Annotated in this window: 23 protein-coding genes and 1 other RNA gene; 9 read left to right on the forward strand and 15 right to left on the reverse strand. The window is 68.0% G+C overall.

The features are described from left to right. Window positions 1-41 precede the first annotated feature (41 nt). Entirely contained in the window at window positions 42-2,615 is a 2,574-nt protein-coding gene (gene valS, locus TFU_RS09530) for a valine--tRNA ligase (RefSeq protein WP_016188904.1), read from the reverse strand. A gap of 158 nt (window positions 2,616-2,773) precedes the next feature. Between valS and TFU_RS09535 the strand changes: the two genes are divergently transcribed. Then, the gene (locus TFU_RS09535) at window positions 2,774-3,058 is read left to right on the forward strand and encodes a DUF4235 domain-containing protein (protein WP_011292361.1); all 285 of its coding nucleotides are present in this window, start codon (window positions 2,774-2,776) and stop codon (window positions 3,056-3,058) included. A gap of 45 nt (window positions 3,059-3,103) precedes the next feature. On the opposite strand, the gene TFU_RS09540 is transcribed toward TFU_RS09535, so the two are convergent. The 4 genes from TFU_RS09540 to TFU_RS09555 all read right to left on the reverse strand — a co-directional run bounded on the left by TFU_RS09540 (window position 3,104) and on the right by TFU_RS09555 (window position 6,854). Next, the gene (locus TFU_RS09540; RefSeq protein WP_011292362.1) at window positions 3,104-3,952 is read right to left on the reverse strand and encodes a hypothetical protein; all 849 of its coding nucleotides are present in this window, start codon (window positions 3,950-3,952) and stop codon (window positions 3,104-3,106) included. 180 nt (window positions 3,953-4,132) lie between these two features. Next, complete coding sequence (locus tag TFU_RS09545) at window positions 4,133-4,432, reverse strand: DUF4193 domain-containing protein (RefSeq protein ID WP_011292363.1); 300 nt, start codon at window positions 4,430-4,432, stop codon at window positions 4,133-4,135. Window positions 4,433-4,893: 461 nt separating this feature from the next. After that, the gene (locus TFU_RS09550; protein WP_011292364.1) at window positions 4,894-6,204 is read right to left on the reverse strand and encodes a sensor histidine kinase; all 1,311 of its coding nucleotides are present in this window, start codon (window positions 6,202-6,204) and stop codon (window positions 4,894-4,896) included. Next, on the reverse strand, window positions 6,201-6,854 hold the full coding sequence (locus tag TFU_RS09555) for a response regulator transcription factor (RefSeq protein WP_011292365.1): 654 nt from the start codon (window positions 6,852-6,854) through the stop codon (window positions 6,201-6,203). The genes TFU_RS09550 and TFU_RS09555 overlap by 4 nt, the downstream gene beginning before the upstream one ends. Before the next feature lie 613 nt (window positions 6,855-7,467). Between TFU_RS09555 and TFU_RS16085 the strand changes: the two genes are divergently transcribed. After that, on the forward strand, window positions 7,468-7,638 hold the full coding sequence (locus TFU_RS16085; RefSeq protein ID WP_155983545.1) for a hypothetical protein: 171 nt from the start codon (window positions 7,468-7,470) through the stop codon (window positions 7,636-7,638). A gap of 253 nt (window positions 7,639-7,891) precedes the next feature. Here TFU_RS16085 and TFU_RS09560 read toward each other — a convergent pair whose 3' ends face one another. Beyond that, a complete protein-coding gene (locus TFU_RS09560) occupies window positions 7,892-8,692 on the reverse strand; it encodes an inositol monophosphatase family protein (RefSeq protein WP_011292367.1) in 801 nt (266 codons plus the stop codon). A 409-nt stretch (window positions 8,693-9,101) separates the two neighbouring features. Between TFU_RS09560 and TFU_RS09565 the strand changes: the two genes are divergently transcribed. Then, window positions 9,102-10,178, forward strand: coding sequence for a hypothetical protein (locus TFU_RS09565; RefSeq protein ID WP_155983546.1), 1,077 nt, complete (start codon window positions 9,102-9,104; stop codon window positions 10,176-10,178). 58 nt (window positions 10,179-10,236) lie between these two features. Here TFU_RS09565 and TFU_RS09570 read toward each other — a convergent pair whose 3' ends face one another. After that, a complete protein-coding gene (locus tag TFU_RS09570; protein WP_011292369.1) occupies window positions 10,237-11,268 on the reverse strand; it encodes a ferrochelatase in 1,032 nt (343 codons plus the stop codon). A gap of 165 nt (window positions 11,269-11,433) precedes the next feature. On the opposite strand from TFU_RS09570, the gene TFU_RS09575 reads away from it, so the two are divergent. After that, window positions 11,434-12,735, forward strand: a complete 1,302-nt coding sequence (locus TFU_RS09575; protein ID WP_011292370.1) for a D-arabinono-1,4-lactone oxidase — start codon at window positions 11,434-11,436, stop codon at window positions 12,733-12,735. Between the two features lie 339 nt (window positions 12,736-13,074). Continuing rightward, entirely contained in the window at window positions 13,075-14,067 is a 993-nt protein-coding gene (gene sepH / locus TFU_RS09580; protein ID WP_011292371.1) for a septation protein SepH, read from the forward strand. A gap of 44 nt (window positions 14,068-14,111) precedes the next feature. Here the strand turns inward: sepH and TFU_RS09585 are convergent, their stop codons facing one another. Beyond that, window positions 14,112-15,776, reverse strand: a complete 1,665-nt coding sequence (locus TFU_RS09585; protein ID WP_011292372.1) for a PH domain-containing protein — start codon at window positions 15,774-15,776, stop codon at window positions 14,112-14,114. Further along, window positions 15,773-16,201, reverse strand: coding sequence for a PH domain-containing protein (locus TFU_RS09590; protein WP_016188908.1), 429 nt, complete (start codon window positions 16,199-16,201; stop codon window positions 15,773-15,775). The genes TFU_RS09585 and TFU_RS09590 overlap by 4 nt, the downstream gene beginning before the upstream one ends. A 329-nt stretch (window positions 16,202-16,530) precedes the next feature. Here TFU_RS09590 and TFU_RS09595 point away from each other — a divergent pair, with 329 nt between their 5' ends. Next, window positions 16,531-17,088 carry a YbhB/YbcL family Raf kinase inhibitor-like protein gene (locus tag TFU_RS09595; protein ID WP_011292374.1) on the forward strand — a complete coding sequence of 186 codons (558 nt, stop codon included), beginning with the start codon at window positions 16,531-16,533 and terminating at the stop codon, window positions 17,086-17,088. A 335-nt stretch (window positions 17,089-17,423) separates the two neighbouring features. Next, a complete protein-coding gene (locus tag TFU_RS09600; RefSeq protein WP_011292375.1) occupies window positions 17,424-19,205 on the forward strand; it encodes a hypothetical protein in 1,782 nt (593 codons plus the stop codon). A 309-nt stretch (window positions 19,206-19,514) separates the two neighbouring features. Here the strand turns inward: TFU_RS09600 and TFU_RS16200 are convergent, their stop codons facing one another. The 5 genes from TFU_RS16200 to TFU_RS09620 form a co-directional block, all read right to left on the reverse strand. After that, window positions 19,515-19,658: a hypothetical protein gene (locus tag TFU_RS16200; RefSeq protein ID WP_169803309.1), complete on the reverse strand. Its 144-nt coding sequence runs from the start codon at window positions 19,656-19,658 to the stop codon at window positions 19,515-19,517. Window positions 19,659-20,005: 347 nt separating this feature from the next. Next, window positions 20,006-20,389: RNase P RNA component class A (gene rnpB, locus TFU_RS15625), an RNA gene on the reverse strand. A gap of 52 nt (window positions 20,390-20,441) precedes the next feature. Continuing rightward, window positions 20,442-21,578 (reverse strand): bifunctional RNase H/acid phosphatase, encoded by a 1,137-nt coding sequence (locus TFU_RS09610; RefSeq protein WP_016188911.1) that lies wholly within the window; start codon window positions 21,576-21,578, stop codon window positions 20,442-20,444. Between the two features lie 22 nt (window positions 21,579-21,600). Further along, complete coding sequence (locus tag TFU_RS09615; RefSeq protein WP_011292378.1) at window positions 21,601-22,344, reverse strand: zinc ribbon domain-containing protein; 744 nt, start codon at window positions 22,342-22,344, stop codon at window positions 21,601-21,603. Window positions 22,345-22,390: 46 nt separating this feature from the next. Then, window positions 22,391-23,227, reverse strand: coding sequence for a Nif3-like dinuclear metal center hexameric protein (locus TFU_RS09620; RefSeq protein WP_011292379.1), 837 nt, complete (start codon window positions 23,225-23,227; stop codon window positions 22,391-22,393). 170 nt (window positions 23,228-23,397) lie between these two features. Between TFU_RS09620 and TFU_RS09625 the strand changes: the two genes are divergently transcribed. Beyond that, window positions 23,398-24,279, forward strand: a complete 882-nt coding sequence (locus TFU_RS09625; protein ID WP_011292380.1) for a deoxyribonuclease IV — start codon at window positions 23,398-23,400, stop codon at window positions 24,277-24,279. A 94-nt stretch (window positions 24,280-24,373) separates the two neighbouring features. After that, on the forward strand, window positions 24,374-24,700 hold the full coding sequence (locus tag TFU_RS09630; protein WP_011292381.1) for a hypothetical protein: 327 nt from the start codon (window positions 24,374-24,376) through the stop codon (window positions 24,698-24,700). Here TFU_RS09630 and TFU_RS09635 read toward each other — a convergent pair. Then, a complete protein-coding gene (locus tag TFU_RS09635) occupies window positions 24,670-25,428 on the reverse strand; it encodes an adenosylcobinamide amidohydrolase (protein WP_011292382.1) in 759 nt (252 codons plus the stop codon). The two genes, TFU_RS09630 and TFU_RS09635, sit on opposite strands and share 31 nt — an antisense overlap. Window positions 25,429-25,879 lie beyond the last annotated feature (451 nt).

Genomic DNA, 25,879 nt, shown 5'->3' on the forward strand with positions numbered 1-25,879 from the left:
CGCCCCACATCACGCAGGGCGCCCACAACGGTTACTGAAGGCTACTTCTCTGCGGGGGCGAGTTCGACGTCCACCCGGAGTTCGGCGTCGTCGGTGGTTTCGAAGACCAGCGTGGTGACCCGGCCCGCGGCAGCGAGGTCGTCACGGCAGAGGCGGGCCTGCTCGGCCTGCTTGCCGTGGACGGTCACCCGCTCCACTTCGGCGCGCATGGACAGCTTCGCCTCCGACTTGGCCTTGCGGACCGTGTGCAGCACTTCGGAGGTGGCGGCGAGCACCGCGGGATCGCCTGCCTCCGCGGCAGCGCGGAACTCCTCCACCGACGGCCACTTCGCCACGTGCACCGACCCGTCCTGCCACCACGACCAGACTTCTTCGGTGACGAAGGGCAGGAAGGGGGCGAACAGGCGGTGCAGCACCGACAGCGCAATGAGCAGTGCGGCGCGAGCCGATGCGCCCTCCCGCGACTCGGGGTCGTAGGCGCGGGCCTTGACCAGCTCCAGGTAGTCGTCGCACAGGTTCCAGAAGAACCGCTCGGTGCGCTCCAGCGCCCGCGTGTGGTCGTACTCGTGGAACGCGGCGGTGGCGTCCTGGACGACCTCGGCCAAGACCGCCAGCATGGAGCGGTCCAGCGGCTCAGTGACCGCTGCCGGGTCGGCGACTGTATCCTCGCCCGCCACGGACAGCGCGAACTTGCTGGCGTTGAGGATCTTGATCGCCAGGCGCCGCCCGATCTTCATCTGCTTTTCGTCCAGGGCGGTGTCCGTGCCCAGCCGTCCGCTGGCCGCCCAGTAGCGGACCGCGTCCGAGCTGTACTTCTCCAGCATGGACAGCGGGGTGACCACGTTGCCCTTGGACTTGGACATCTTCTTGCGGTCCGGGTCGAGGATCCACCCGGAGATCGCCGCCTTCTTCCACGGCAGGCAGTCGTGCTCGAAGTGGGAGCGGACCACGGTGGAGAACAGCCAGGTGCGGATGATGTCCTGGCCCTGCGGGCGCAAGTCCATGGGGAAGACCCGCTCAAACAGGTCCGGGTCGCTCTCCCAGCCGCCGGCGATCTGCGGCGTCAGCGAGGACGTCGCCCACGTGTCCATCACGTCGGGGTCGCCGATGAAACCGCCGGGCTTGCCGCGCTGGTCCTCGGTGTATCCTTCGGGCGCCTGCGAGCTGGGGTCCACCGGAAGCTGCGACTCGTCCGGCAGGATCGGGGAGTCGTAGATCGGGTTGCCCTTGTCGTCCAGCGGGTACCAGACGGGGAACGGCACCCCGAAGAACCGCTGGCGGCTGATCAGCCAGTCGCCGTTGAGCCCGCCCACCCAGTGCTCGAAGCGGGTGCGCATGTGCTCGGGGTACCAGTCCAGCTCCTGGCCTCGCTTGAGCAGTGCTTCGCGCAGCTCAGGGTCGCGCCCGCCGTTGCGGATGTACCACTGGCGGGTGGTGACGATCTCCAAGGGCTTGTCGCCCTTTTCGAAGAACTTGACCGGGTGGGTGATCTTCTCCGGCTCCCCGATCAGGTCCCCGGACTCCCGGAGCATTTCGACGATGCGCTGGCGGGCAGTGTGCACGGTCGCCCCGGCGAGCTTGGCGTAGGCCGCGCGCCCCTCCTCCGAGTCCAGTCCTTCGGGCGGGTCGGCGACGATCCGGCCGTCCCAGCCGATGATGGCCCGGGTGGGCAGCTTCAGCTCCCGCCACCAGGTGACGTCGGTGACGTCACCGAAGGTGCAGATCATGGCGATACCGGTGCCTTTTTCCGGGTCGGCCAGGCGGTGCGCCACGACGGGGACTTCCACCCCGAACAGCGGGCTGCGCACGGTTGTCCCGAACAGGCTCTGGTAGCGCTCGTCGTCAGGGTGGGCGACCAGGGCCACGCAGGCAGGCAGCAGCTCGGGGCGGGTCGTGGCGATGATGATCGGGTCGCCGCCGTCGCGGTGGAACGCCACCTTGTGGTACGCGCCGGGGCGTTCCCGGTCCTCCAACTCGGCCTGGGCCACCGCGGTGCGGAAGGTGACGTCCCACAGCGTGGGCGCCTCCGCCATGTACGCTTCGCCCCGCGCCAGGTTGCGCAGGAAGGCGCGCTGGGCCACCGCGCGGGACTTGTCGTCGATGGTGGCGTAGGTGTACCGCCAGTCCACGCTCAGCCCGAGCCTGCGCCAGATGGATTCGAAGACCTTCTCGTCCTCAACGGTGAGACGTTCGCACAGCTCGATGAAGTTCCGTCGCGAGATCGGGACCTGGTTCTTGGGGTCAGGCTTCTCGGGCGGGGTGAAGTCCGGGTCGTAGGGGATCGACGGGTCGCAGCGCACCCCGTAGTAGTTCTGCACGCGTCGCTCGGTGGGCAGGCCGTTGTCGTCCCAGCCCATCGGGTAGAAGACAGACTTGCCGTTCATCCGCTGGAACCGGGCGACGGTGTCCGTGTGGGTGTAGGAGAAGACGTGTCCGATATGCAGCGAACCGGACACGGTAGGTGGCGGCGTGTCGATCGCAAAGATCTCTTCGCGGCTCTTAGAGCGGTCGAAGTGATAGACGCCGGACTCGTCCCAGACGTCTACCCATTTCGCCTCGATACCATCGAGCGAAGGCTTGTCAGGCACGTTGAAGGAACGAGAGCGGTTGGTCATAGGCCAATGGTATTGGCACCGCGACCCTGCTCGTTCCGCCTGTCCCCTCGGGCCCCGTGGGCGACACCCCACGCGCACCACCCGGCGTAGACCAGGGGAACATGGCAGTATTTCGGGCAGCGCTTGTCCAGGAATGACACCGGAACGGAAGTATTCCCATGGCCGACAAGGATGGCGACCTCGCTGCTCGGATCATCGGGGGTGTGGCAGCCTTGGCCGCAGCCTACGTCACCCGTAAAGCTCTCACCCTGCTGTGGACCAAAGCAGTAGGCAAGGAGCCTCCGGCCGACCCCGAGTCGCCCGACATCAGTCTGGGGGAGGCACTGGGCTGGGCCGTGCTCACGGGGGTAGGCATGGAGGTCACCCGCGTGCTCGCGGTACGCACCGTGCACAAGCGCCTGGCGGCCCGGGCTCCCCGCGCCCCGGAGCGTCCCCAGCGCTGAGCCGCTGTTGCGCGGTATCGGGCTGGCTGTCCCGGTACCGCGCGGTCAGGCCGGGTACGGCGGGACGATCGTGCCGCCTGCGGGGGCGGCGCCCGCGGCTGCTGCTGCCCGCAGTTCACGGCGCACGGTCCGGGCCAGGGCCCGGGTGCCGCGCCGGTTGAGGGTGCCGCCGGCCACCGCGCCGGTCAAGTACGGGCCCAGTGTGGTCATCTGGCGGCCGAGCAGTCTCATAAGCCGGTTGCGGAGTGCGGTACGGGCAGCCGTACCCATGGTGGCGGTCAGCGACGGGACCCCGCGGCCCGGGCGGAGCGCCCTCCGCTGCGTCCACGACGCGAGGTAGCTGGAGGTGCGCCGCAGCGGAGTCCCGGATGCCGGGACCCCGTAAGCTTCGTGGAGCTCCCCGATCAGTTTGACCTCTACCGCGGCGACGACCAGGGTCTCCGCGAGAAGCTGGACGGGAGCGGTGAGCAGTGTCGGCGGTGCCGTGAACTGGACGGCCGCCAGCGCGCCTCCCACTGTTCCCACGGCGGTGGTGACGTTCACCGCGACGCGTTCCAGCGCATCAGCGAGGTCGTCGCCGGACAGTCCCCGGTGGTGCTGTATCAGCGTCTCCTGGTCGCGGATCGGGATGCGGGGAGCGATCTCCTCGGCGAATACCGCGGCCAGCCAGCGGCCGCTCGCCACGCTCCGGGCTTTAGCGGTCTGCAGGCTGTGGGCTAGGGCCGCGGTGATCCGCGTGAGCAGCCGTGCCCGGCTCTGCGCGTCAGTGTCCTCCGCTACGAGGAGGGCAACGAGCTCACCGACCCGGTCGCGGTCGACGACCACCAGTTCTTTTCCGGGACGCTGTTCTCCGTTACCCCGCGCAGCACGGTCGTTGGTGGTCTCGTCATCCACGGTTCTCTGCCTCTCCTCGACTGAGCAGCGTTCCCGCTTCTTGTGAAGACAACCTGCGCGGTCCCCGCATTCCCGCTGGTGCCGCCGTCGGAGAGAGAACGGACGAGACCCCGGTGCGGCCCGGGGTCTCGTCCGTGTCTGTGACGCAAGAAGGCGGTGGAGTGAAGAGGTCTCCACAGATCAGTAGGCGCATTCCTTGCAGATGAGCTGTCCGTCACGTTCCTCCGCCAGTTGACTGCGGTGGTGCACGAGGAAGCAGCTCGAGCACGTGAACTCGTCAGCCTGGCGAGGCAGGACGCGCACCGCGAGTTCTTCACCCGACAGGTCCGCCCCGGGCAGCTCCATGCCTTCGGCGACCTCGTCGGGGTCGACGTCGATGGTGCTGATGCTCTTGTCTACCCGGCGCGCCTGCAGTTCCTGCAGGCTGTCCTCTCCCAGGTCGTCGTCTGTCTTGCGTGGGCTGTCGTAGTCGGTGGCCATGGCTCTACTCCATCCCCCTCGTCTCATCTTTCGTCATCTTCGTGGTCTCGTCGCGCGAATGTAACGCTTCGGAGACATCTGTTGTGCCCGTTCTGCCCGAAAAGTTAGAGATGGCGTCGTGGCCCGGGTTCTCCGTCTCGCCTCGACAGTGATCTCCGGTGACCGAACGTGGTCGTCTTCAGCAGCCGCGGCTTTCCGGCTGCTACCCCTGAGCGAACAGTTCTCGGCCCCGTTGTCTTCCCGGACGCCTCGGTCTCCGCCCTGGCGATCTGGGCCGCATCGGCACTGCAGGAAGCGTGAACACCCCGGTTAAGACGCCTTTCGCCTTTTCGGTGCCCGGGTGAGCATACCCACTCCGGGAACTACTCCGTACCAGGGTGCCCACCTCACCGGACACGTATGCATATCACGGCCTGGGTGGGGACATGCCGGAACCTGGGCGACACGCCGATAGCGGGTGGTCAGGCGGAAGACTCGCCTTCGCTGCGGCGGTTGCTCACCGGAAAGTGGACGGTCACCACGAGCCCGCCCCCGGCCCGGGGCCACACGGTCACGGTCCCGTGGTGGGCGCGGACCACCGAGCGCACAATAGACAGGCCCAGGCCAGCGCTCTTCGTGGAGCTCACCCGGTGTCCGGCCCCGCGCCGGAACGGTTCGAACAGCCCTTCGATCTCGTAGGCGGGGACCACCGGCCCGGAGTTCTCCACTTGGATGGCTGGGGCGCCCTCGTTGATCCCGGAGCGGACCGTGATCTCCCCGTTGGGGACGTTGTAGCGGAGCGCGTTCTCCACCAGGTTGCTGACGAGGCGTTCCAGCAGTACGGGGTCCCCGGTGACCCGGGCTTCCCGCAGGTCGGTGCGGAGCCGCAGCCCGGACTTCTCGATCTCGTCGGAGAGCTGGCTGAGCACGGTCTCCGTCACTTCGCCGAGGTCGACGACCGTGCGCACGTCCAGTTCGCGGTCGCTCTTAGCGAGGAAGAGCAGACCGTCGATGAGGCGTTCGTGCCGGGCATTGGTCTCCAGCAGGGTGCGGGCAATGGTTTTGAGGTCGGGGGACGCCTCCGGGTCGGAGACCGCGACCTCCAGCAGGGTGCGGTTGATCGCCAGCGGGGTGCGGAGTTCGTGGGAAGCGTTGGCCACGAAGCGGCGCTGCCCGTCGAACGCCCGGTCCAAGCGTTCCAGCATCGCGTCGAACGTGTCGGCGAGCTCCCGGATCTCGTCGTCGGGCCCGCTCATCGCGATGCGTTCGTGCAGGGAGCGTTCGGAGAGGCGGCGCGCGGTACGGGTGATCTTGTGCAGCGGGGACAGGGCCCGCCCGGCGACGGCATATCCGAGGCCGACCGCGAGCACACCCACCACGATGAGAGCGAGCACCGAGTAGCGGGTCACCTGGGTGGCGATCCCGTCGATGAGGGCCGCCTTGATCTCGTCGGCGATCTCGGATTCCAGTTGGTATCCGTCGATGTGGACGGTGAAGTCGGGCTTGTCGAGGACGCTGACCAGGATCACGTAGTTGAGCAGGAGCAGCAGTGATCCGGCAGCGAAGAACAGCATCCCGTAGATGAGGGTCAGCCGCATGCGCAGGCTGATGTTGTCGGTGATCCGGAAGCTGCGGCTGTGCTTCGTCTCGGCCCGCCCGTTGGCCGTGCCGGGGTTGGCGGGCTGGTTGAGCGGCCGGGACAGCCTGCGCCATGTGCCGGTGTCCCCCGGGGGTGTGGGGGGTACTTCTGCTGAGGCAGCCGCAACGACGTCGTGTTCTTCTTCGGTGTTCAAATCCGGTACCCCGCGCCTTGCACCGTGTGGATCACCGGGGGGTCGCCGAGTTTCTTCCGCAGCGTCATCACGGTGACCCGCACCACGTTGGTGAACGGATCGGCGTTCTCGTCCCAGGCTTTCTCCAGCAGCTTCTCCGCGCTCACCACGGCCCCGTTGGCGCGCATGAGGACTTCGAGGACCGCGAACTCTTTAGGGGTGAGCGAGACGGGCCGCCCGTCTCGCTCCACCGTGTGGTTGGCAGGGTCCAGGGTGATGCCCTGGCGGCGGAGCACCGGCGGCAGCGGGGGCACGGAGCGCCGGGCGAGGGCGCGCACCCGGGCGACGAGTTCGGCGAAAGCGAAGGGCTTGGCCATGTAGTCGTCGGCGCCCAGGCTGAGCCCGGCCACCTTGTCGTCGAGCTCCCCGGCCGCGGTGAGCATGAGGATCCGTCCCGGGTAACGGGCCGTGGCCAAAGATTTGCAGACTTCGTCACCGTGGGTTCCCGGCAGGTCCCGGTCCAGGATGATGACGTCGTAGTCGTTGACATTGGCACGTTCGAGGGCGCTGTCGCCGTCGTAGGCGACGTCCACCGCCATCGATTCGCGACGCAGTCCTACCGCGATCGCGTCGGCCAGAACCTGCTCGTCTTCGACCACGAGTACGCGCACTGTGTCCTTCGTTCGTTTTCGTGGTGATAAGGAAAAGGCCGCTGCCGGCGCATCCCCCAACACACCGGCAGCGGCGTTTATCTCCGGCTGCGCCTTCAGTTGTCCACTCCTCGACAAGGTGGAAGCCCTCGCCAAGGGCGTCTCACGCAGCCGGAAGCACGACTTCCGGCTGGAGGCCGGTTACCCCTTTGATGATACTTCGAACCCGACGCCTCCGACACACGAGGCGTACTGTTCTGTGCACTCAGCGGCCCGAAAAGAAGGAGTCGCGGTCGGCGCATCCCCCAACCGCCGACCGCGACGTTCACCCCGCACATCTCAAATTTGACACAGCACGGATAAGAAAGAGATAAGCGTTGCCTTTCCGTGATCATCCTGGGGTATTGGCCCTGCTCCGCACATTGCGCGTTATTCTCCGGATCCCCCTGTGCCCCGCGTAGGGGCCGGGGTTATCGTGGTGCCCTGTCGCACCGATCGATCAAGCACAGCGTCGTGCTCCTCGGGAGAGAAATCTCTCAGTCCCGTCACGGAATTCTGTCGAACCGTGATGTTTGGTGCGCGGACTGTCATGGGTATGGTCGGCAACCGCCAACCATGGTGAGAGAGGGGTGTGATGATGGGCGAGTTTCTGGCAGAGATTCGCGTACGAATCCGCGAAACCTCTACGTCGCTCCAAGCGGCCCAGGCTGCCGGAGACGAATTCCTTGCCGACGCGCACGCGTCGGAGCTGGAGGACTTGCACCGCATCGCTGCCCTCCACGGAATCGATCCGTACAGCGCGTAACTGGCGGCATGCCGCGGCAAGGCCGGGGCACCTGCAGGGCGGCCCGGCCTTCGGCATCGGCGCCGCCCGCCCCGTCCGCAGGCGGAATGGCGGATGGCATGCGCCGGTGCACTGCGCTGTTTCCCCGACGACTCGCCTCGCTGCTCCCGACCGGAAGCAGCCCGGAATAGTCCCGAGCAGACTCGGCACACCGGTACGACGCTGAGTCAGGGACGGCACGTGCGCACCCCACCGCCACGGACCGGAACACCGGTCAGGCGTCCCGGTCCGCTTCCAGCGACACCAAGAGGTCGTGGAGCGGTTCGAACAGGCCTGGGGGTGCGGCCACCAGCATGGCGTTATTCGGCGGGGTGCCGCGCAGCCCCGCCACGCGAGCCCCCGCTTCTTCCGCGATCAAGGCCCCTGCGCCCCAGTCCCACGGGTGGACGCCTTGCTCGTAGTAGGCGTTGACGCTCCCCTCCGCCACTGTGCACAGGTCGATCGCGGCTGAGCCGCCCCGGCGGATGTCCCGGATCTTCGGCAGGAGTGCGCCGAGTACCTGAGCCTGCTTACGGCGGCGCTCTGCCGCATAGCCGAACCCGGTAGCGACCAGGGCCATGCTGAGGTCCACGGGGTCGGCCACGGAGATCGGTTCCCCGTTGCGGTAGGCGCCTTCCCCGCGCACTGCGGTGTAGGTCCGCCCGAGCACGGGGACCTCCACTACCCCGGCCACCACTTCCCCGTCGACTTCCGCGGCGACGCTGACGGCCCATTCGGCCCGCCCGTAGAGGTAGTTGACCGTGCCGTCGATGGGGTCGACCACCCAGCGCACCTGGCTTCTGCCCTGGGCTGCGCCGCCCTCCTCCCCCAGGATCGCGTCGTCGGGCCGAGCGCTGAGGAGGACGTCGCGGATCATCTCCTCGGTGGCCCGGTCCATCTCGGTGACCACATCAGTGGGCGAGGACTTGACGTCGAGTACTGAGATTCCGTGTTGGCCGCGCGCTGCCAGCGCACCTCCTTTACGGGCCGCTTCCAGCGCAAGGTCCAGCAACTCCCGCGGATCGGGAACGGTCACGGTGGTCTCCTCACAACGGATTTGTGGGGTGCCTTGCCCGGGCGGGACTGCGGAGCCCTCTTACTCCCTCGTGGAGCGCATTGCCGGCGTTTTTCTTTTTGTCCGCAGACACCGCCGCTTGTCAGTTTGTGCCGCATTCGAGCCTATCTGTGGCCGCTGATCCACGAAGGGACACAACGCACAACACTCGACACTTTATGTAACCAATCAGCTACTCAAAGTGATAAATTTCTCGCGGTCACCGCCCTTTCACGTTCTCACGCCGAAAAGCCGAAGGAACCAGGATCTCGTGGGAAAAATTTCGCGTCGCACTTTTCTGTCCGCCACCGCACTCACCGCCTTGGGTACCGTCGGTTGCTCGACGACACAGGCCGGGACCGGTCCTGAGGCCGCGCCGCGACGAGTCCGAGTGATCGGTGACGGCTCTACGTCAGACACCGGACCGCAGCCCAACCAGCCGACCGTCGACCAGCTCGACCGCCGGTCAGGGCCACCGCAGTTCGTCGTCGTCTCCTGGGACGGTGCCGGAGAACTCAGCGACAGGCTGTTCAGCCGCTTCCGCGAGGTGGCCCGCCGCAACAACGCCCATATGACCTTCTTCCTCAGCGGCATCTACCTGCTGCCCGAGCACCGTAAACACCTCTACCATCCGCCGAAGCACCCGGTGGGCGCCTCCGATATCGGCTATCTCAGTGAGGAGTCCATCCACCGCACCATCCGGCAGCTCGACTTGGCCTGGCGGGAAGGCCATGAGATCGGCACCCACTTCAACGGGCACTTCTGCGGACCCAACGGGGTGTCCACCTGGTCGCCCGCCGACTGGGAGTCGGAGATCCAGCAGGCCATCAAGTTCGTGATGACCTGGAAAACCAACACCGGATTCACCGACCTTCCGCCCTTGCCGTTCGACTACCGCAAGGAACTCGTGGGCGGCCGCACCCCCTGCCTGCAAGGCAGAGACCAACTCCTGCCCACCGCGGCCAAACTCGGCTGGCGCTACGACGCGAGCTCTCCCGGATGGCTGCAGGTCTGGCCTGTGCGCCGGCACGGACTGTGGGACTTCCCCCTGCAGTCGCTGCCCATGGCCGGCGAAGACTTCGAAGTCCTGTCCATGGACTACAACATCATGGTCAACCAGTCGAAGACGCCCCAGGGCGACCGCAGCAAATACGGCCGGTGGCGCGCCCAAGCCCGCGACACCTACCTGAAAGGGTTCGAACGCGCCTACTTCAGCAACCGGGCCCCGCTGTTCATCGGAAACCACTTCCAACGGTGGAACGGCGGCATCTACATGGACGCGGTTGAACAGTTCATGGACGAAATCGGCGGGGAACCCGACGTCCGAATGGTCTCCTTCCGGCAGCTCGCCGACTGGCTCGACGCCCAAGACCCCGGTGTCCTCACGAAACTCGCCCGGCTCAACGTCGGCCAGGCCCCGCCGGGAGGCTGGGAGGAATACCTGAACTCCGATGCTCCGCTGCCTTGACTGCCTGCCCGGCTGACGGGGGTGACCCGGTCACCGCCGGATCACCCCCGTCGCACCGTCAGCTCCGCTGGCAGCAGTCAGCTGGATCGTCGTGGCACGACCGTTCGATAGCGCCCAGGCCGCGCGGCGGACGCCCCTCCGCCCGCTCCGCCACCAGGTCGCGGACCATCGCGACGAACGCCGGGTGCGTTCCCGGAGCGGCCGCCCGCTCCAGGCGGATGCCGAGCTTCTCCGCGGTCTCGCGGGCCTCCACGTCCAGGTCGTACTTGACCTCCATGTGGTCGGAGACGAACCCGTGCGGAACCACGACCACCGACCGCACGCCTTCCTTCGCCAACTGCTCCAGCCGATCGTTGATGTCAGGCTCCAGCCACGGCTGGGAGGGCGGGCCGCTGCGGCTCTGGTAGACGATCTCGTAGGGGTAGTCGCGGTCGAGGCGTTCCGTGATCAGCCGGGCTGTCTCCAGCAGCTGCGCCTCATAGGCGGTCAGCGACCCGTAGTCGCGGCGGGGATCGCCTGACTTCTTCGCCATCGCGATCGGCAGGGAGTGCGCCGAGTACAGCAGCCGCGTCTCCGGCCGCAGCTCCTCAGGAATCCGCTCCAACGCCTGGCGGGTGTGGTCAACGAAAGCGTCGATGAACCCGGGGTGGTCGTAGAAGGGGCGGATCAGGTCAATCTCGGGAGCCTCCGGCACCGCGGCGCGAGCCCGCTCGATGTCCTCCAAGTACTGCCGGTGGCTCGAGTAGTTGCTGTACGCCGACGTCGCCAGCGCCACCGCGCGGCGCACCCCGTTGCGCGCCATCTCGGCCACGGTGTCCTCGAGGTAGGGGTCCCAGTTGCGGTTACCCCAGTAGATGGGCAGTTCGACCCCGTTGGCGGCGAAGTCGTCACGCAACGCTGCGATCAGGTCCCGGCACTGCTGGTTGATGGGGCTGACCCCATCGAAGAGGTAGTAGTGCTCCCCGACTTCAGCCAACCGTTCCCGAGGGATGCCCCGACCGCGGGTGACATTCTCCAGGAACGGGATAACGTCTTCCCTCTTCTCCGGACCACCGAAGGAGATCAGCAGAAACGCGTCATAGGACCTCATGGCCCCATCAAACCAGCACTCCGCGTGACCCGTGCACCACCCCCTCCTTCACGGCGGCGTGACCCTCTTGACAGTCCGCCGCCGAGCCCGCACACTGCGAATCCCCTCCTCGAAGCCAGACCCGCCCCACCCGGTCCCCGGGCCAACCCCCCTGCTGAGGACGCCGTGACCCGCACTCTTTGGCACAACTGGGCTGACACCTGCCGCATCACCCCCACCCGGATCGCCACCCCTACCAGCACCGCCGAGGTCGTCGCCGAAGTACGCGCAGCCGCGGCGGCGGGCAGCCGGATCCGCATGGTGGGATCAGGGCACTCCTTCACCGACATCGCGGCCACCGACGGCACCCTGCTCTCCCCCGCCGCCCTGGCCTCGGTGCGCTCCGTGGACCTCGCCGCCGGACGCGCCACCGTCGAAGCGGGAATGCGGCTCTGCGACCTCAACGAAACGCTCGCCGCGCACGGCGCAGCCCTGACCAACATGGGAGACATCGCCGTGCAGACGCTGGCGGGTGCCACCCAGACCGGCACTCACGGGACCGGCCGCGCCTCGGCGAGCCTCGCCGCACAGATCCAGCAACTGGAACTGGTCCTGGCCGACGGGTCCGTGGTCACCTGTTCCCGAGACGAGGACCCGGACCTGTTCGACGCCGCCCGCGCGGGCCTGGGAGCGTTCGGCGTGGTGACCGCAATCACCATGGCGGTCGAGCCCGCGTTCCTGCTGCACGCCCGGGAAACCCCCATGCCGCTGGGGGAAGTCCTCGAACGCTTGGAGGAGCTGCGCACCACCAACGACCACTTCGAGTTCTTCTGGTTCCCGCACACCGAACGCACCATCACCAAGCGCAACAACCGCGTCCCCGGCCCAGCCCGCCCGCTTTCAGCCTTCCGCGCTTGGCTGGACGACGAGTTCCTCTCCAACTCGGTGTTCGAAGTCGTCAACCGGATGGCGCGGCGCCTGCCCCGCCTCATCCCCGCGATCAACCAGATCTCGGCGCGGGCGTTGACCGCGCGCGAATACGTCGACGTCTCCTACCGGGTGTTCACCAGTCCGCGCCGGGTCAAGTTCGTGGAAATGGAGTACGCGATCCCCGTCGAGCACCTGCCCGACGTCCTCCACGACATGCGCGCCGTGTTCGCGAGCAGCCGCCACCGGATCAGCTTCCCCGTGGAAGTGCGGTTCGCCCCCGCCGACGACGTGTGGCTGTCCCCCGGCTACGGCAGGGAGAGCGCGTACGTGGCCGTGCACGTCTACCAGGGCTGCCCGTGGCAGGAGTATTTCGCGGACCTGGAGGCGATCTTCACCGCTGCGGCGGGACGGCCCCACTGGGGCAAGATGCACACCCGCACCTTGTCCTACTTGGACAAGGTTTATCCTCGGCTGCGCGACGCTCTCGAAGTGCGCGAGCGGGTCGATCCGCACCGGCGCTTCACCAACGCCTATCTCGACCGCGTGTGGGGAGAATAGTCTCGGCGCAACGATCCGTCTGCGGTCTCTCCTCTGCCTTTGCTCGGCGTGTCAGCTCGACAGGCGCTCCGCAATACGGTCCGCTTTCTCACAGCCGTGGCCGGGACTTGCCACCCCACACAAACGGGAGAAAACGGGCCAGTGTCCACAACCACGGCCTGGCCGTGCCCCTCTCGGCGTGTCGGGATGGCACGATAGGGGAGTGCACCGCGCTCCGCTTCAGGCGTGTCTTCGAACATGCCGGGTGCGGTACTGGCTCGAAGGACCTGGGCCGACAAGACTGTGAACTGGGGGATACCGGGTTTCCCACCCCCTCGACGGGACGCGAAAGGGAGGGCGATGCAAGAGCTTCGCCTGGTCGCCGTCAGTGAGGACGGAACCTACCTGGTGCTGGCCAGTGCCGGACGCGGAACCCGTTTCATGCTGCCCGTCGACGACCGGCTCCGCGCTGCCGTGCGCGGGCAATTCTCTCGGCTCGGCCAGTACGAGATCGAAGTGGAGAATCCGTTGCGCCCCAAGGAGATCCAGGCCCGGATACGCGCGGGAGAAACTGCCGAATCTATTGCCCAGGCCGCAGGAATCCCTGTCGAGCGCGTGCGCTGGTTTGAAAGCCCAGTGCTGCAGGAGCGCGAGTACATGGCCCGGCAAGCGCAGCTTGCCCTGGTCCGCCGTCCCGGGGAGACCGCCCCGGGCCCCACCCTCGGCGACTTAGTAGCCGAACGGATTGGCGTGGCCCAACTGGAATCGGGGGAGGCGACCTGGGACTCGTGGAAGCGGGAGGACAACACCTGGCAGGTCAAACTGTCCTTCCGTGTCATGGGGGAAGAGCACGTCGCCCATTGGATCTACGAGCCGCGGCGCCGCTCGGTCACTCCCTATGACGAGGAGGCGGTGCGTCTCCTCTCCGCTGACGACCGTGAAGTATCGGTGCCGCCCGCACCTCCCGAGGCAACCGTCACTCCTTTCACTCCACGCCGCTCCCCGGCACGGGAGGCTGCCCCGCCGCCCCAGGCGCCTGCCGCGACACCTCAGGAGACGGACGCCTCGACAACGCCCCGCTCCCCCATCACCACAGAGCTGGTGCGCCCCACCACCGAAGACACGGTGTTCACTGCCACCGTGCCGGAACGCCACCACCGGCCCGGTCCCGCCCCCACGCCCGGTCCCGGCTCCCCGACACAGCGGGGTGCCAGCCCGCAGCGGGCGAGCCGCCCCGAAGCGTCCGTGCCCGCGGCCACCGGAGCTTCCCAGCAGCCCCGCCGTAAACGCGGCCGCCGCACCTCAGTGCCGTCCTGGGACGAGATCATGTTCGGGTCGAAGCGGTCTGACTGAGACCGCACCTGCCGACCAGCAGCCGGCCAGGGTCCGCGGCCAGGCTAGGCGCCCGCACCGCCAGAACGGTCACCCTCCTGGCCGGAAGTGTCCGCCGCCTGGTCAGCAGCCCCGGCAGCAGACGCTGCCAGGAACGGGGCGAGCAGTTCCGGGGTGACGGCATGGGCGAACGCCACCGAGTCCGCGAAATCGACGTCGATCGCGTCGTATCCTCCGCTGCCCGCACCAACGGTGGCTTTCATGGTGGCCAGCCCGGCCCGACGCTGGAACACGCTCTGCCGCCACCGCCAGCCGATGATGGCGGAGCGGGCCACCGTGGCCTGCACCCGGGCGAGCGACCCGGAGCGGACACTGACCTGTTCCCCGTCGTAGCCGTGCCCCAGGGAGCGGTAGCGGTCCATACCCAGCGGCACTCCCAGCACCGCCACCGCGAGCAGCCCACCGGCCACCCAGAACCAGCCGAGTGCTGCCGCACACCCGGCGAGCAGCAGCGGCGGCACCACCGCGCGGAACAGTCGGCGGGAGCGCGCAGCCGCGGGATGGGCGACCAGCTTGCCGTGGAACGGACGCAACGCTTGCGCCACAATCCGCTCCACCTCGGCCCGCGGCCCCAGCGGCAGCAGCGCCGAACGGGACGTGGACCCGCCGAGCCCGGTGACGATCGCGGACAGCCGGCCTAGAGCCCACGGCCGCTGCACGAGGGTGTCGTGCAGTTCGTAACCGTGGATACGGCGGTACTCCAACGTGACGCTGTGCCGGGTGAACAGTCCACGCTCGGTGACCAGGGCCTCCCCGCGGCGGTGCAGGGTGAACTGCCACTGGTTGATCATGTAGGAGACCACGGCGAACAGCGGCATGGCCACGAGTATCGCCGCCACCACTCCGACAAGGGTGAGGAGCAGCAGCCCGCTCCGGGAGGTGACGATCCCCCAGATCGTGTCCGCCTGGCCGATGACGTAGGCGCCGATCACCTCAGCGTCGATGAACTGGTTGAAGAAACCGAACAGGGCCGCCAGCACAGCAAACGGGGTGAGCAGGTAGGCGGGGCTCAGCACCGCGTAGAGGTACCAGCGCCACGGCATCCGGAAGTACGTGACCTCCGCGCTTTCCGCGGGGGCCGCCTCGGTTTCCGCTGCTGGTTCCTCTGCCTCAGCCGCCTCGTGCTCCACCAGGAGGGAGTGGCGGCGCAGCAGTTCCACGCGGAGCTGTTCCGCCTCGGCGGTGGCGATCGCGTCGAGCTTCGCCTCCTCCTGTTGGAGGGCGCCGCCTGCGGCCGCGTCGATCCGGACCACAGCCAGCCCGAAAATGCGATGCAGCAGGGTGGAGGTGACGTTGACGCCTCGGATACGTTCCAGCGGGATCGCGCGCCGGCTCCGGGAGATCAGACCGGAGCGGATCTCCAGTCGCTCGCCGATGATCTGGTAGCGCACGGTCCAGTAGCGGACGATGCCGGCGACGACCAGCAGGACACCGACCAGGACTGTGCCGCCAAGCACCCACGGGTTGAAGTCGCCCGCGAACAGCGCCACCAGCACGGGCAGGCCCGCCGAACGGCCGTGCTGGATTGCGGTGGTTACCACGGTGAGCGGGCTGAGCCGCCGCTCCGCCTCAGCGGCCAGGCGGGGCGCGGCCGACTCAGGGCGCGAGCCGTCCGGTTCGGGAAGGTCCGCACCGGCCTGGTCGGGTTGCGGCTCATGCTCGGCGTTCACGTGGCGTCACTCCGCAGTTGTCCCGCGCGTGCAGCTAGTTCTTCGGAGAGCTGCCGGGCCTGCGCTTCCGGCAGCCCTTTGATCGTTGAGGAGCCGGCGTGTGAAGCGGTCTGGATTTCCACGGTGGCCAAGTCGAAGAGCCGCTCCAGCCAGCCCTGCGTGTGGTCCACGGTCTGCAGGCGGGTGATCGGCACAAGCTGCCAGGTACGGCTGATCCAGCCCTTGCGGGTGTAGACGACGTCGGCGGTGACCTCCCACCGGTACACCCGATAGCGCCACCGCGGTGCGACCACCAGTTTGACCACGCTGTAGCAGGCGACGGCCACGGGCACCCACCAGATCCGGTCCACCAACCAGTCTGGCAGCCAGCCCCACCGGGCTGTGTCCACAGCCCACGCAGTCAGTGTGATCCCTCCGACTGTCACCGCCCCTTCGATCGCGTCCGTGACGGTCCATAGCCAGACCGCTCGAGGAGAAACCCGGTTTTTGGGAGGTCGAAGCTGGACTGTGGTCACCTGCCCAAGTTTACGCGTAGTGCCCGAAAGAAGCGTGTTTCATGTCACCTGTGCCGCTGCAGAGCGTCAACGACGTCCGCACTTCTTCGGGATCATTCCTGGCAGGAGGGACGAAAGGACCATGACGGCAGTATGGTTCCTGCGGAACCGCTGACGCGTCCCACGGCTTTGTGTTCGGATTCTGCCGGGCGCATTCTCGCGGTTTCCCCTACGTTCGTTCCGTGCCTCACAGGAGTCCCATGTTCTCCCTTGCACGACATCGCCGTAGCACCGCCGGTACGGCCGCAGCCGTACTGCTCGCGTTGACCGCCACCGGATGCGGAGTGCTGATCGGACCCAGCAACGGCGAAGTGAGCGACGACATCACCGTCACCAGTCCGATGCTGCGGGAAGGCGAAAAGATCCCGGACCGTTATACCTGTGCAGGCGAAGGGATGTCCCCGCCCTTGCGCTGGTCCGGACTGCCTGCCGAAACGGAGTCGTTGGCGTTGGTCGTCGACACCGTCTACGAGTCAGGCGGCGCGGCCGTGCACTGGGTGGTCTACGGGCTCGACCCGGACAACCCGGAGCTTCCCGAGGGGACCGTCCCCATCCCCGCACAGCAAGGGATGAACAGTTTCGACACGGCCAGCTACCAGCCGCTGTGCCCGGAGAAAGGCAACGAGCACGAGTTCCGGTTCACGGTCTACGCCCTCTCTGAACGCGTGGAGCTCGGAGAGGCCGCGCCCTTGGACGTGGCACTCGGCGCGATCGCCACGCGCACTCTGGCACGAGGACGGCTGACAAGCGTGCCGTGACACCCCTGAAAGACCGCGATTTACCCAGCTTTCCCGAAAGGCTATCTTGATTCCCCCCTGCACGGATGGCACATCTATGCATAAAGTGGGGCCGTGCACCCCGCTGATTTGTTAATGACCGAATCCACTTCACGTCCACCGGTGCGCTGGCGTGTCCGGGGGCCACGGCGTCCGGACACCACTTCCGGGGTGTCGCATGCCCGGCATCGCTCACCATCCTCCCGGTGCGGTGTGCGCCAGGGCGGGGTAGGCCCGACGCCGGAAGCTCCCTCCACCACCGCCGGTGCCGTCTCTGTCCTCTACCAGGCCGCGGGGCCCAAGGTGGTGTATTCACCATGATCATCGCGCTCATCGCCGTTATCGTCATCATCGTCCTCCTACTCATCGTCCTGGGGCTGCGCTCCTTGGGGGCGAGCAGTGGAGCCGATGACTACGACGAGTACGACGACTACGACGAGACTGTGGAGGACGAGGTGGCGGAGCGGCCGCGGCGTTCCGCGCGCCACACGCCCCGCGGCCGAGTCGACGACGTAGCCGAGCTCGACGAAGACCCCGTGGCGGATGAGGAGGAGGAACCGCGTTCCCGCCGGCGTTCTCGGGGCTCCTCCGAGTCGCGTGCCTCCCGCAAGTCGCGGTCCCGCAAGAAACGCGACGACTGGGACGATGAGGACGCGGACTACTTCTCCAGCCTGTACGCCGACAGTGACGACGAGTCCGACGACGACCCGTTCCGCACGGCGCGCCGCGACACCCGGCACGAGTCGACGCAGGCGATGGACGTGGTCTTCGACGATGACGACGACCTTGACGAGGAGCGGCCTTCCGCACGAGACCACCGCTCCCCGGAGCCGGAGGACGTCCCAGCCGCCCCGGCGCAGGGCAACGACTCTCTCGCGGTGTTGGCGAGCCTCGGCCAGGAGTCTGCTCCCTCCGCGCTGGCCCCGAACGGCGAGCCGGACGCTGCGCAGCGTCCCGCCGACCCTCCGGCTGCCGCGAGCCGCGTGGACGACGACCCGTTGAGCGCCCCTCGGCCCTCCGCGTACGACACCGGAAGCCACCACCGCACTTCCTACGAGGTGGCGGGTGCTCCGACCGCGTCGGCACGGCCGGACGACGACCCGTTGAGCGCTCCCCGGTCTTCCGCGTACGACACCGGCAGCCACCGTCGCGACAGCTCGTACGACGATCCGCTGTCGTCGCCTTCGTTCAGCACCGGCTCCCACAGCCGGAGTGGTCTGGGTGGTGCGCCGTCCCCGTTCGACAGCGGTTCACACGAGCGGAGCCGCTACGACACGCCGCTGCCGGGGGCTCCGTCGGAGCGGTCCGCAGCGCCGGATCCGCTCACCGATCCGTCGTTCACGCCCACGAGCGCGTCCTCCGACACTGGTTCTCCGATCTGGTCGAGCCTGGACACGGGTTCCTACCAGCGGACGTCTCCGGTGCCGCCCAGTCCGCCGCCTTCCGGTGGGCAGCCGCCGCTGGGCGACCCGGCGGGAGCACCCCCTGCTTTCCCCGCCTCATCGACCCCTGCCAGCGGCACCCCCGGCGGCTACGGGTCCACCCCCTACCCGCCCACCCCCGGTTCCTTCAGCTCCTACGACACCGGAACCCAGCCCCGCACCGACTACAACACACCACCCCCCGCATCCACCGGGGACACCGGGTACGGGGCTCCGCTGTTCCCTGCCTCGGGCGGACCGGCTGCTGAGCCGCCGTCTCCTGCCGCTGACCCGTGGGAGCGTCCCCTGTGGGGCCAGAGCCCGACCGGTGGGCAGCCGCCGCTGGGCGACCCGGCGGGAGCACCCCCTGCTTTCCCCGCCTCATCGACCCCTGCCAGCGGCACCCCCGGCGGCTACGGGTCCACCCCCTACCCGCCCACCCCCGGTTCCTTCAGCTCCTACGACACCGGAACCCAGCCCCGCACCGACTACAACACACCACCCTCCGCGCCTTCGGGAACGCCTTATCAGAGCTACGACGTGCTGGGGGACTATCCGCAATCGCCTCCCTCACCAGCGGGGTACGGCGAACCGGGGTATGACCGGCCGCAGGAGTGGCCGCCTGCACGGCCCGACGGTCGCTTCGACGACCGTCCCGACGGCTACCCCTACCGGTAGGACCACGTTCACGCGGGGCGGGGAACCGCGGTTCCCCGCCCCGCGTGCTTTTCTCCGTCTGCTCCTACCGCCGCTTGCTCAGCGCGCCTTCCCGCTGGATGAGCGGGCACGAGTCGTGACGAGGAGGTCGGCGATGCTCTGCTTTGCGGTCGCCGCTGGTGGGATCGCGGACCGGAAACCACCCGGGTTCGGGGACGTGCGGGCTCTGGAATGCCTCGGGTGTGCCGGTAGCGGACAGGCGTCTGCCCCGGCGGCGCGCCAGCTGGAGAGGAAGACGAAGGGTGGGCGGCCCGCTAGCGGGCCGCGTGTCTACTCTTCGGACTGGTCCTGCTGCGGCCCCGGTTCACGTTCGTCGTTCTCCACCGGCGACGCCTGGTAGATGGCGAGACCGATGATGACGACGATCGCGACGACGGGAAGACCGAACATCAGCAGATACACCGTGGGGCTCATGCTCACCATCTCGGGTTGGTCAGGCGCTGCAACCTCTCCAATGTAACGGTGGGCACGGACTTTACGGGGCACGCACCGCATCTTCGGCGGGCCCTTCCCCCAGTATTTTCTTCCCGTCCGGTGTGACCAGCGGTGCTGTGGGGCATCCCGTGCCACGACGGGCTTTTTCGCGGGTGCCGCAACCCGCTTTCCAACGGTTGCCGAAACCAGCGGATGCCCTGCGTGCCCTGGACGGGGACGACACGGCTGTGTTCCTCGACTCCCGGAAAGACCTCAGACTTCTCGGGGCGCTAAAGAGCGAACAGTCCTGCTCTCGCGCATAAAAGACCAGGCCAGAAGGGCGGAAAACAGGGAGTCGGCCGGTAAGCCGGATTCTGTCAACCCTGAACGGGTTGTGACGGCCATCCATCTAGGACCGCTGTTGCCAGCGGCCTCATGCGGTCTACCCACGGACATCGGACGGGCCGCCCTCAAGCGTCCGTGCAGGAGACCGAAGTCTCCCTCTTGACCTTGCTCCGGGTGGGGTTTACCTAGCCGACCGGATCACTCCGGCCGCTGGTGGTCTCTTACACCACCGTTTCACCCTTACCGTCCCACGGGGACGGCGGTCTGTTTTCTGTGGCACTATCCCGCGGGTCACCCCGGGTCGGTGTTACCGACCACCCTGCCCTGTGGAGTCCGGACTTTCCTCGACACCGCGTGCGCGGTGCCGCGGCCGTCTGGCCGACTCCCTGTAGTAAAGAATTGTACGCCCCGGTGTTTTCTTCCGCGGCCAGTCGCGGCCTAGCAGGCCAGGTGGCCGGTGTCGTTCAGGGAACGCACCACCATCGGGCCATCGCTGAAGCAGTGGACCTCGCAGAGGCACGCCACATCCAGATGCATCCGGTACAGCGCCGGCAGCGGGGCGAGCATGGCCTGCTGGACCAGCAGTTTGATCGGGGTGACGTGGGTGACCACCACCACGGTGCGGCCGCGGTGCCGGGCGAGCACCCGGTCCCGGGCCCGGGTGACCCGGCGGGAGACTTCGGCAAAACTCTCCCCTCCCGGAGGGGGGACGTGCGGATCGGAGAGCCAGCGGTGGAACTCCTGCGGGGAGTGCTTGCGCGCTTCAGCGAACGTCATCCCCTCCCAGGCGCCGAAGTCGGCTTCCCGGAAGTCCTCCTCCACTTCCACGTCCAGTCCGCATTCCTTGGCCACGTACTGGGCGGTGTCCAGGGTGCGGCGCAGCGGGGAGGAGACGACCACGTCGACGGGGCGTTGCGCGAGCCGCCGTGCCGCGGCTTTAGCCTGCTCGTGGCCGACTTCGGTGAGGGGGATGTCGCCGATCCCGGCGAAACGCCGCTCCACGGACATGGGTGTCTGGCCGTGGCGCAGCAGCAGGAGCCGGGTGGGGTTGGTGTCCGCTGGTCCCCAGCCCAGCGCGGTGCCGTCGGTCTTCCCCTGGTCCACCGGCGGTTCGACCGGTTCGGCTGCCTGCACCGGTTCTGTTCGCTGGGTGCTCCAGTTGCGCACAGCGCCGTCGAGCGCTTCGTTGGCGAGCCGGTCGGCCTGCGCGTTCTGCTCCCGCGGCACCCACCGGTACGTCACCGACGCCAGTGACGCTGCGACCTGCCGGGCCTGGCGGGCCAGCGGCTGCAGCGCCGGATGTTTGATCTTCCAGCGGCCCGACATCTGTTCCACCACGAGCTTGGAGTCCATGCGGACCTCCACTGCGGCGGTCGGGTCAATCGCGGCCGCTGCTTCCAGGCCCGCGATCAGGCCCCGGTATTCGGCCACATTGTTGGTGGCCTCCCCGATCGGGGAGGCGACTTCCGCGAGGAGTTCCCCCGTGTCGGCGTCGCGCACCCGGGCCCCGTACCCGGCTGGGCCGGGGTTGCCCCGGGACGCGCCGTCCGCTTCGATGACGATCCTGCGTCCCATCCCTGCTCTCATTTCGCCGCGGTCACAGCCCGGAGTCTGCGACACGCACCAGGATGCGGCGGCAGTTCTCGCACCGGGTCACCTCTTCGGGCGGGGCCAGGCGCATCTCCCGCAGTTCGGCGGCGCTCAACTGCAGTTTGCAGCCCTCGCACCGGCCGTAGCGCAGGGCTGCTGCTCCGATCCCCGCGTACTGTTCCCGCAGCCGTTCGTAGAGGTTGAGCAGGTCTTCAGGGAGCTCTTTGACGATCCGGCTGCGCCGCTGGGTGGCGCTGTCCAGCTCGTCCTTGATCCGCAGCACCGCTTCGGAGCGGCGGTTTTCTGCGTCATCCCGTTCCTCAACGGCTTCGGTCACTTTCCGGTCGAGGTCCGCGCGGCGCTTGTCGGCTTCCTCCCGGCGCTCCATCAGCTCAAGAGCGATGTCTTCCAACTCGCTCTGCCGGCGCGCCAGCAACTCGATCTCTGCTTGGAGACTCTCCAATTCCCGGGGAGAGGAGATCTGACCGGATTCCATGCGCTGAGTGTTGCGTTCGGCGCGTGCCCGCACTTGGTCGATGTCACGCTCGACTTTGCGCTGCTCCCGGTCGAGGTCGCGGAGCTCTGTCTCGGTGACCGCCAACTGGTCGCGGAGCTCGGTGAGTCGCGCTTCACACTGTCGGAGCTGCTCTTCTTCCGGCAGGGCACGCAGCAGACGGTTGAGCCGGTCACGTTCGGTGTCGGTCTCTTGGAGATCAAGCAGTCGAAGCTGGTGAGCGGGTTCTGCTTTCAACGGTCCTCTGTTCTGTTCTCGACGACGGTGATGGCGCCGCAGTGCATCAAGGCGCAATAGCGGCGCCGAACGACTGCTGCCAAGCGTCAGTAGCGGTTGCGGATACGCGAATTTCCACGTTAGCCCGCTCTCCGCCCAAAGCGTCGCGGAGCCGGGCTGCTCCCTCCGCCAGCCACGGCCATTCGGTGGCCCAGTGTGCGGCGTCGATCAGGGCGATATCGCCGTGTTCGGCGAACTCGGAGGCCGGGTGGTGGCGCAGGTCGGCGGTGAGGAACAGGTCCACTCCGGCACGGCGTGCCGTGTCCAGGAGGGAGTCGCCTGCACCCCCGGACACCGCGATCGTCCGCACCGTGCGGTCCAGGTCCCCGGCCACCCGCAGGCCGCTGGTGGTGGGCGGCAGACCGCGGGCTGCTTGCGCGGCGAACTCGCGGACCGTCATCGGCTCGTTGAGTTCCCCGATGCGTCCGATACCGCGCTGGCCTTCAGGGTCGGTGGGGTCGGGGTCGAGCGGACGCAGCGGCCCGTCGAGTCCGACAGCGGCCGCGAGCGCGTCGGACACACCCGGCGCAGCGGTGTCAGCGTTGGTGTGCGCCGTGTACAGGGCGATACCGGCGCGGATCAGCCGGTGAACCAGTCGCCCTTTGGGGGTGGTGGCGGCCACGCTCGTCACCCCGCGCAGCAGGAGGGGGTGGTGGGTGATGATCAGGTCGGCGCCCCACTGTTCGGCCTCGTTCACGACCACGCCCACCGGGTCCACCGCGAACAGGATCCGTCGGACCGGCTGGTCGGGGTCTCCGCACACCAGTCCGACCGCATCCCAGGACGCGGCCCAGGCCGGATCGTAGATCGCTTCAAAGGCGGCAGTCACTTCGTGCAGTGTCAACGGTGAAGGGCTCACGCAGGCAGCGTAACGCTTCACCGCCGTGGTGTGCCCTAGGGTCCGACGCGGTGTCCCGCGGCCCCGGCCCTGGGCAGCGGGGCGGGAACAGCCGGGCCGGGACGGACGGCAGGTGCTGCAGTCCAAGGCTTGGGGCGGCACTACGCTGGTCGTCCATGGCCCTCGCACCTTTCTCCCGTATCGGAGCGCACGTTCCGGTCTCCGGTGGCCTGGCCAAGCGTGGGTTGTCCTACGCTGACGCGATCGGCGCCGAAGTCATCCAAGTCTTCGTCACCAATCCGCGAAGCTGGGCACATACTCCGGGGAACGCGGAGCAGGATGCGCTGCTGCGCGCCCGCACTGACCTCCCGGTTTTCGTCCACGCCTGCTATCTGATCAACTTGGGTTCGCCCGACGAGGAGATCGCTGCCCGGTCGGTGGCGTCGTTGAAGTACACGCTGCAGCGGGCCGCGCAGATCGGGGCCCGCGGCGTGGTGGTGCACACCGGGTCCGCGGTGCGCGGGGGCCGTGCCGCCGGTCTGGCACGGGTGCGGGCCCGGCTGCTGCCGATTCTGGAGGCGCTGGACGAGGCTGCGCCGCCGGTCCTGCTGGAGCCGATGGCGGGGCAGGGGCAGGTGCTCTGCGCCACGGTGGACGATCTCGCCGACTACTTGGACGCGGTGGACCGCCACCCTAAGGCGGGGGTGTGTCTGGATACCGCGCACGTGTTCGGAGCGGGCCACGACGTCTCCACCCGAGCGGGAATGCGGACAATGTTGGACCGGTTCGGCGAGGTGGTCGGAGCGGACCGGTTGCGGCTGGTGCATGCCAATGATTCGGCTGCGCCGTGCGGGAGCCGCCGGGACCGGCACGCCGGTATCGGACTGGGCTATATCGGCGCTGACCCGTTCGCCGAAGTGTTCACGCACCCGGTTTCCGCGGGGGTTCCCGTGGTGGTGGAGACCCCGGGCCCGGAGGGGCCGCATGCCCGGGATGTGGCCACGCTCAAAGAGTTGCGGGCGCAGGCTGCGACGCCGGAGCAGGAGGCTGCGCGGTGATGCACGCAAGGAGAAAGCGGCGTGCAGGGAAGGCCGGATGCGGGTCGGTTTAGGCCACAATTAGGGGAGGACCGCGAGGGAAGGACACACCGCCATGGATCCCGTGAGTCTGGTGGTCGGCGCGATGATCGCCCTGGGAGGGGTGCTGGTGGGACGCCTGCTGCCCAACCGCCGCTCCTCCGTGCCTCCGGCGCAGGCTTCTCTCACTCAGGGTCCGCGCACCCCTCAGCCGATCTGCGGTTGCGGACACCACCTGGTTTTCCACGACCAAAAGGACAAGACGTGCCAGGCGCAGGTGGTGATTCCGGGACGGTGGACTGGGGAGCGCACCCACACCTACCGGAAGTGCATGTGCCAGGGGTATCGGGGGCCGATGCCGGTGGACGAGTACTACGTGCCCGACATCATCGACGGGGAGTAGGCCGCAGCCCGGTGCGGGGAGCGCTGCTGGGAGCGGGCGGCTTCCCGGCGGGCTCCTTCAGCTACCGCGGCGTAGACGGCGCGGGCGACTCGGCCGCCCCAGCGGGAGCGGACTCCGCCGAACAGTTCCCGCTGGGCGGGCGGGGTGTCGCCGACGAGTGCCGCAACGCAAACCGCGTCTGAGGCGGTGCCGGTGCAGGCGTACCCGCTGTCGAAGAGTGCCTGGACTTTGGCTTCGGTGGCAGTGGCGACCAGGTTGACGAGTGCGGTGTCCGACATGGGGGCGGGCACGGCGACGACGATGTTGATCGTCCCGGGGCGGGTCTCTTCGCCGGGGAGGCGTGCTTCGTCGAGCGCGGGGTCGGCGGCCGCCCAGGTGGGGCGGCCGAGTCCGACGGTGGCGAGGACTTCGACCCCGTGGTCGTCAGCGAAGCATGCTTCGCTGACGTTGGCGGCGGTGAGCAGGCCTACCCCGGTGCCGGTCATCCCGAAGTGGGTGGCGAGTTCTTCGAGGTGGTTGTCCGGGTCGGTCCGCCGGTAGTCGCCGTCGACTTGGGCGTTGATGACGTAGTCCCGTGGTCCGAGGCCGCCGCCGAGCACGCTGGAGGCGGCCATGCGCCAGCCGGGGCCGCACTGCCAGAGCACTGCGGCAAGGGCGCGGCCGTTGTCGCGCCGCCAGCGCAGGTGCGCGGTGAGGAGGGTGCCGTCGCCGATCGTCTCCGTGTCCACTCCGCTCTCCAGGGTCGGTTCCGCGGGGCCACTTTAACGAGTCCGCATCGGGCGGCAGCGGGGTCATGCTTCCATCTGGGCGAATGCCACGCGGAGTACTGCGAGTCTCACGCTTCGTCCCATTGTCTTTTTACGGAGGGTTTACACGGCACATCCGGAACGTTACCCTCCTACTGGGAGCGCTCCCGTGACTCAGGCCACAGGCCCCCTTCCCGGGGCGAGCCCCCACCACCCCGGGAAGGCCACTGCGACCCCTGAGCTCAATTCATGGGAGCGCTCCCATGCCAGTGCTCCCGGCAGAAAGGAGAGAACCGGAACCCGGTACCGCTGGTTTCACTGATCCCCCTGTTTTCACCCGGCATCGCCCCGACACCAGCGATGCCACCCCCGCGGCGGCTGCAGTCCACACCCGGCACGCCGCACACCCCTCTCCTGTGTGACACGCGGTTCC

This window comes from Thermobifida fusca YX (assembly GCF_000012405.1).
Taxonomy (GTDB): domain Bacteria; phylum Actinomycetota; class Actinomycetes; order Streptosporangiales; family Streptosporangiaceae; genus Thermobifida; species Thermobifida fusca.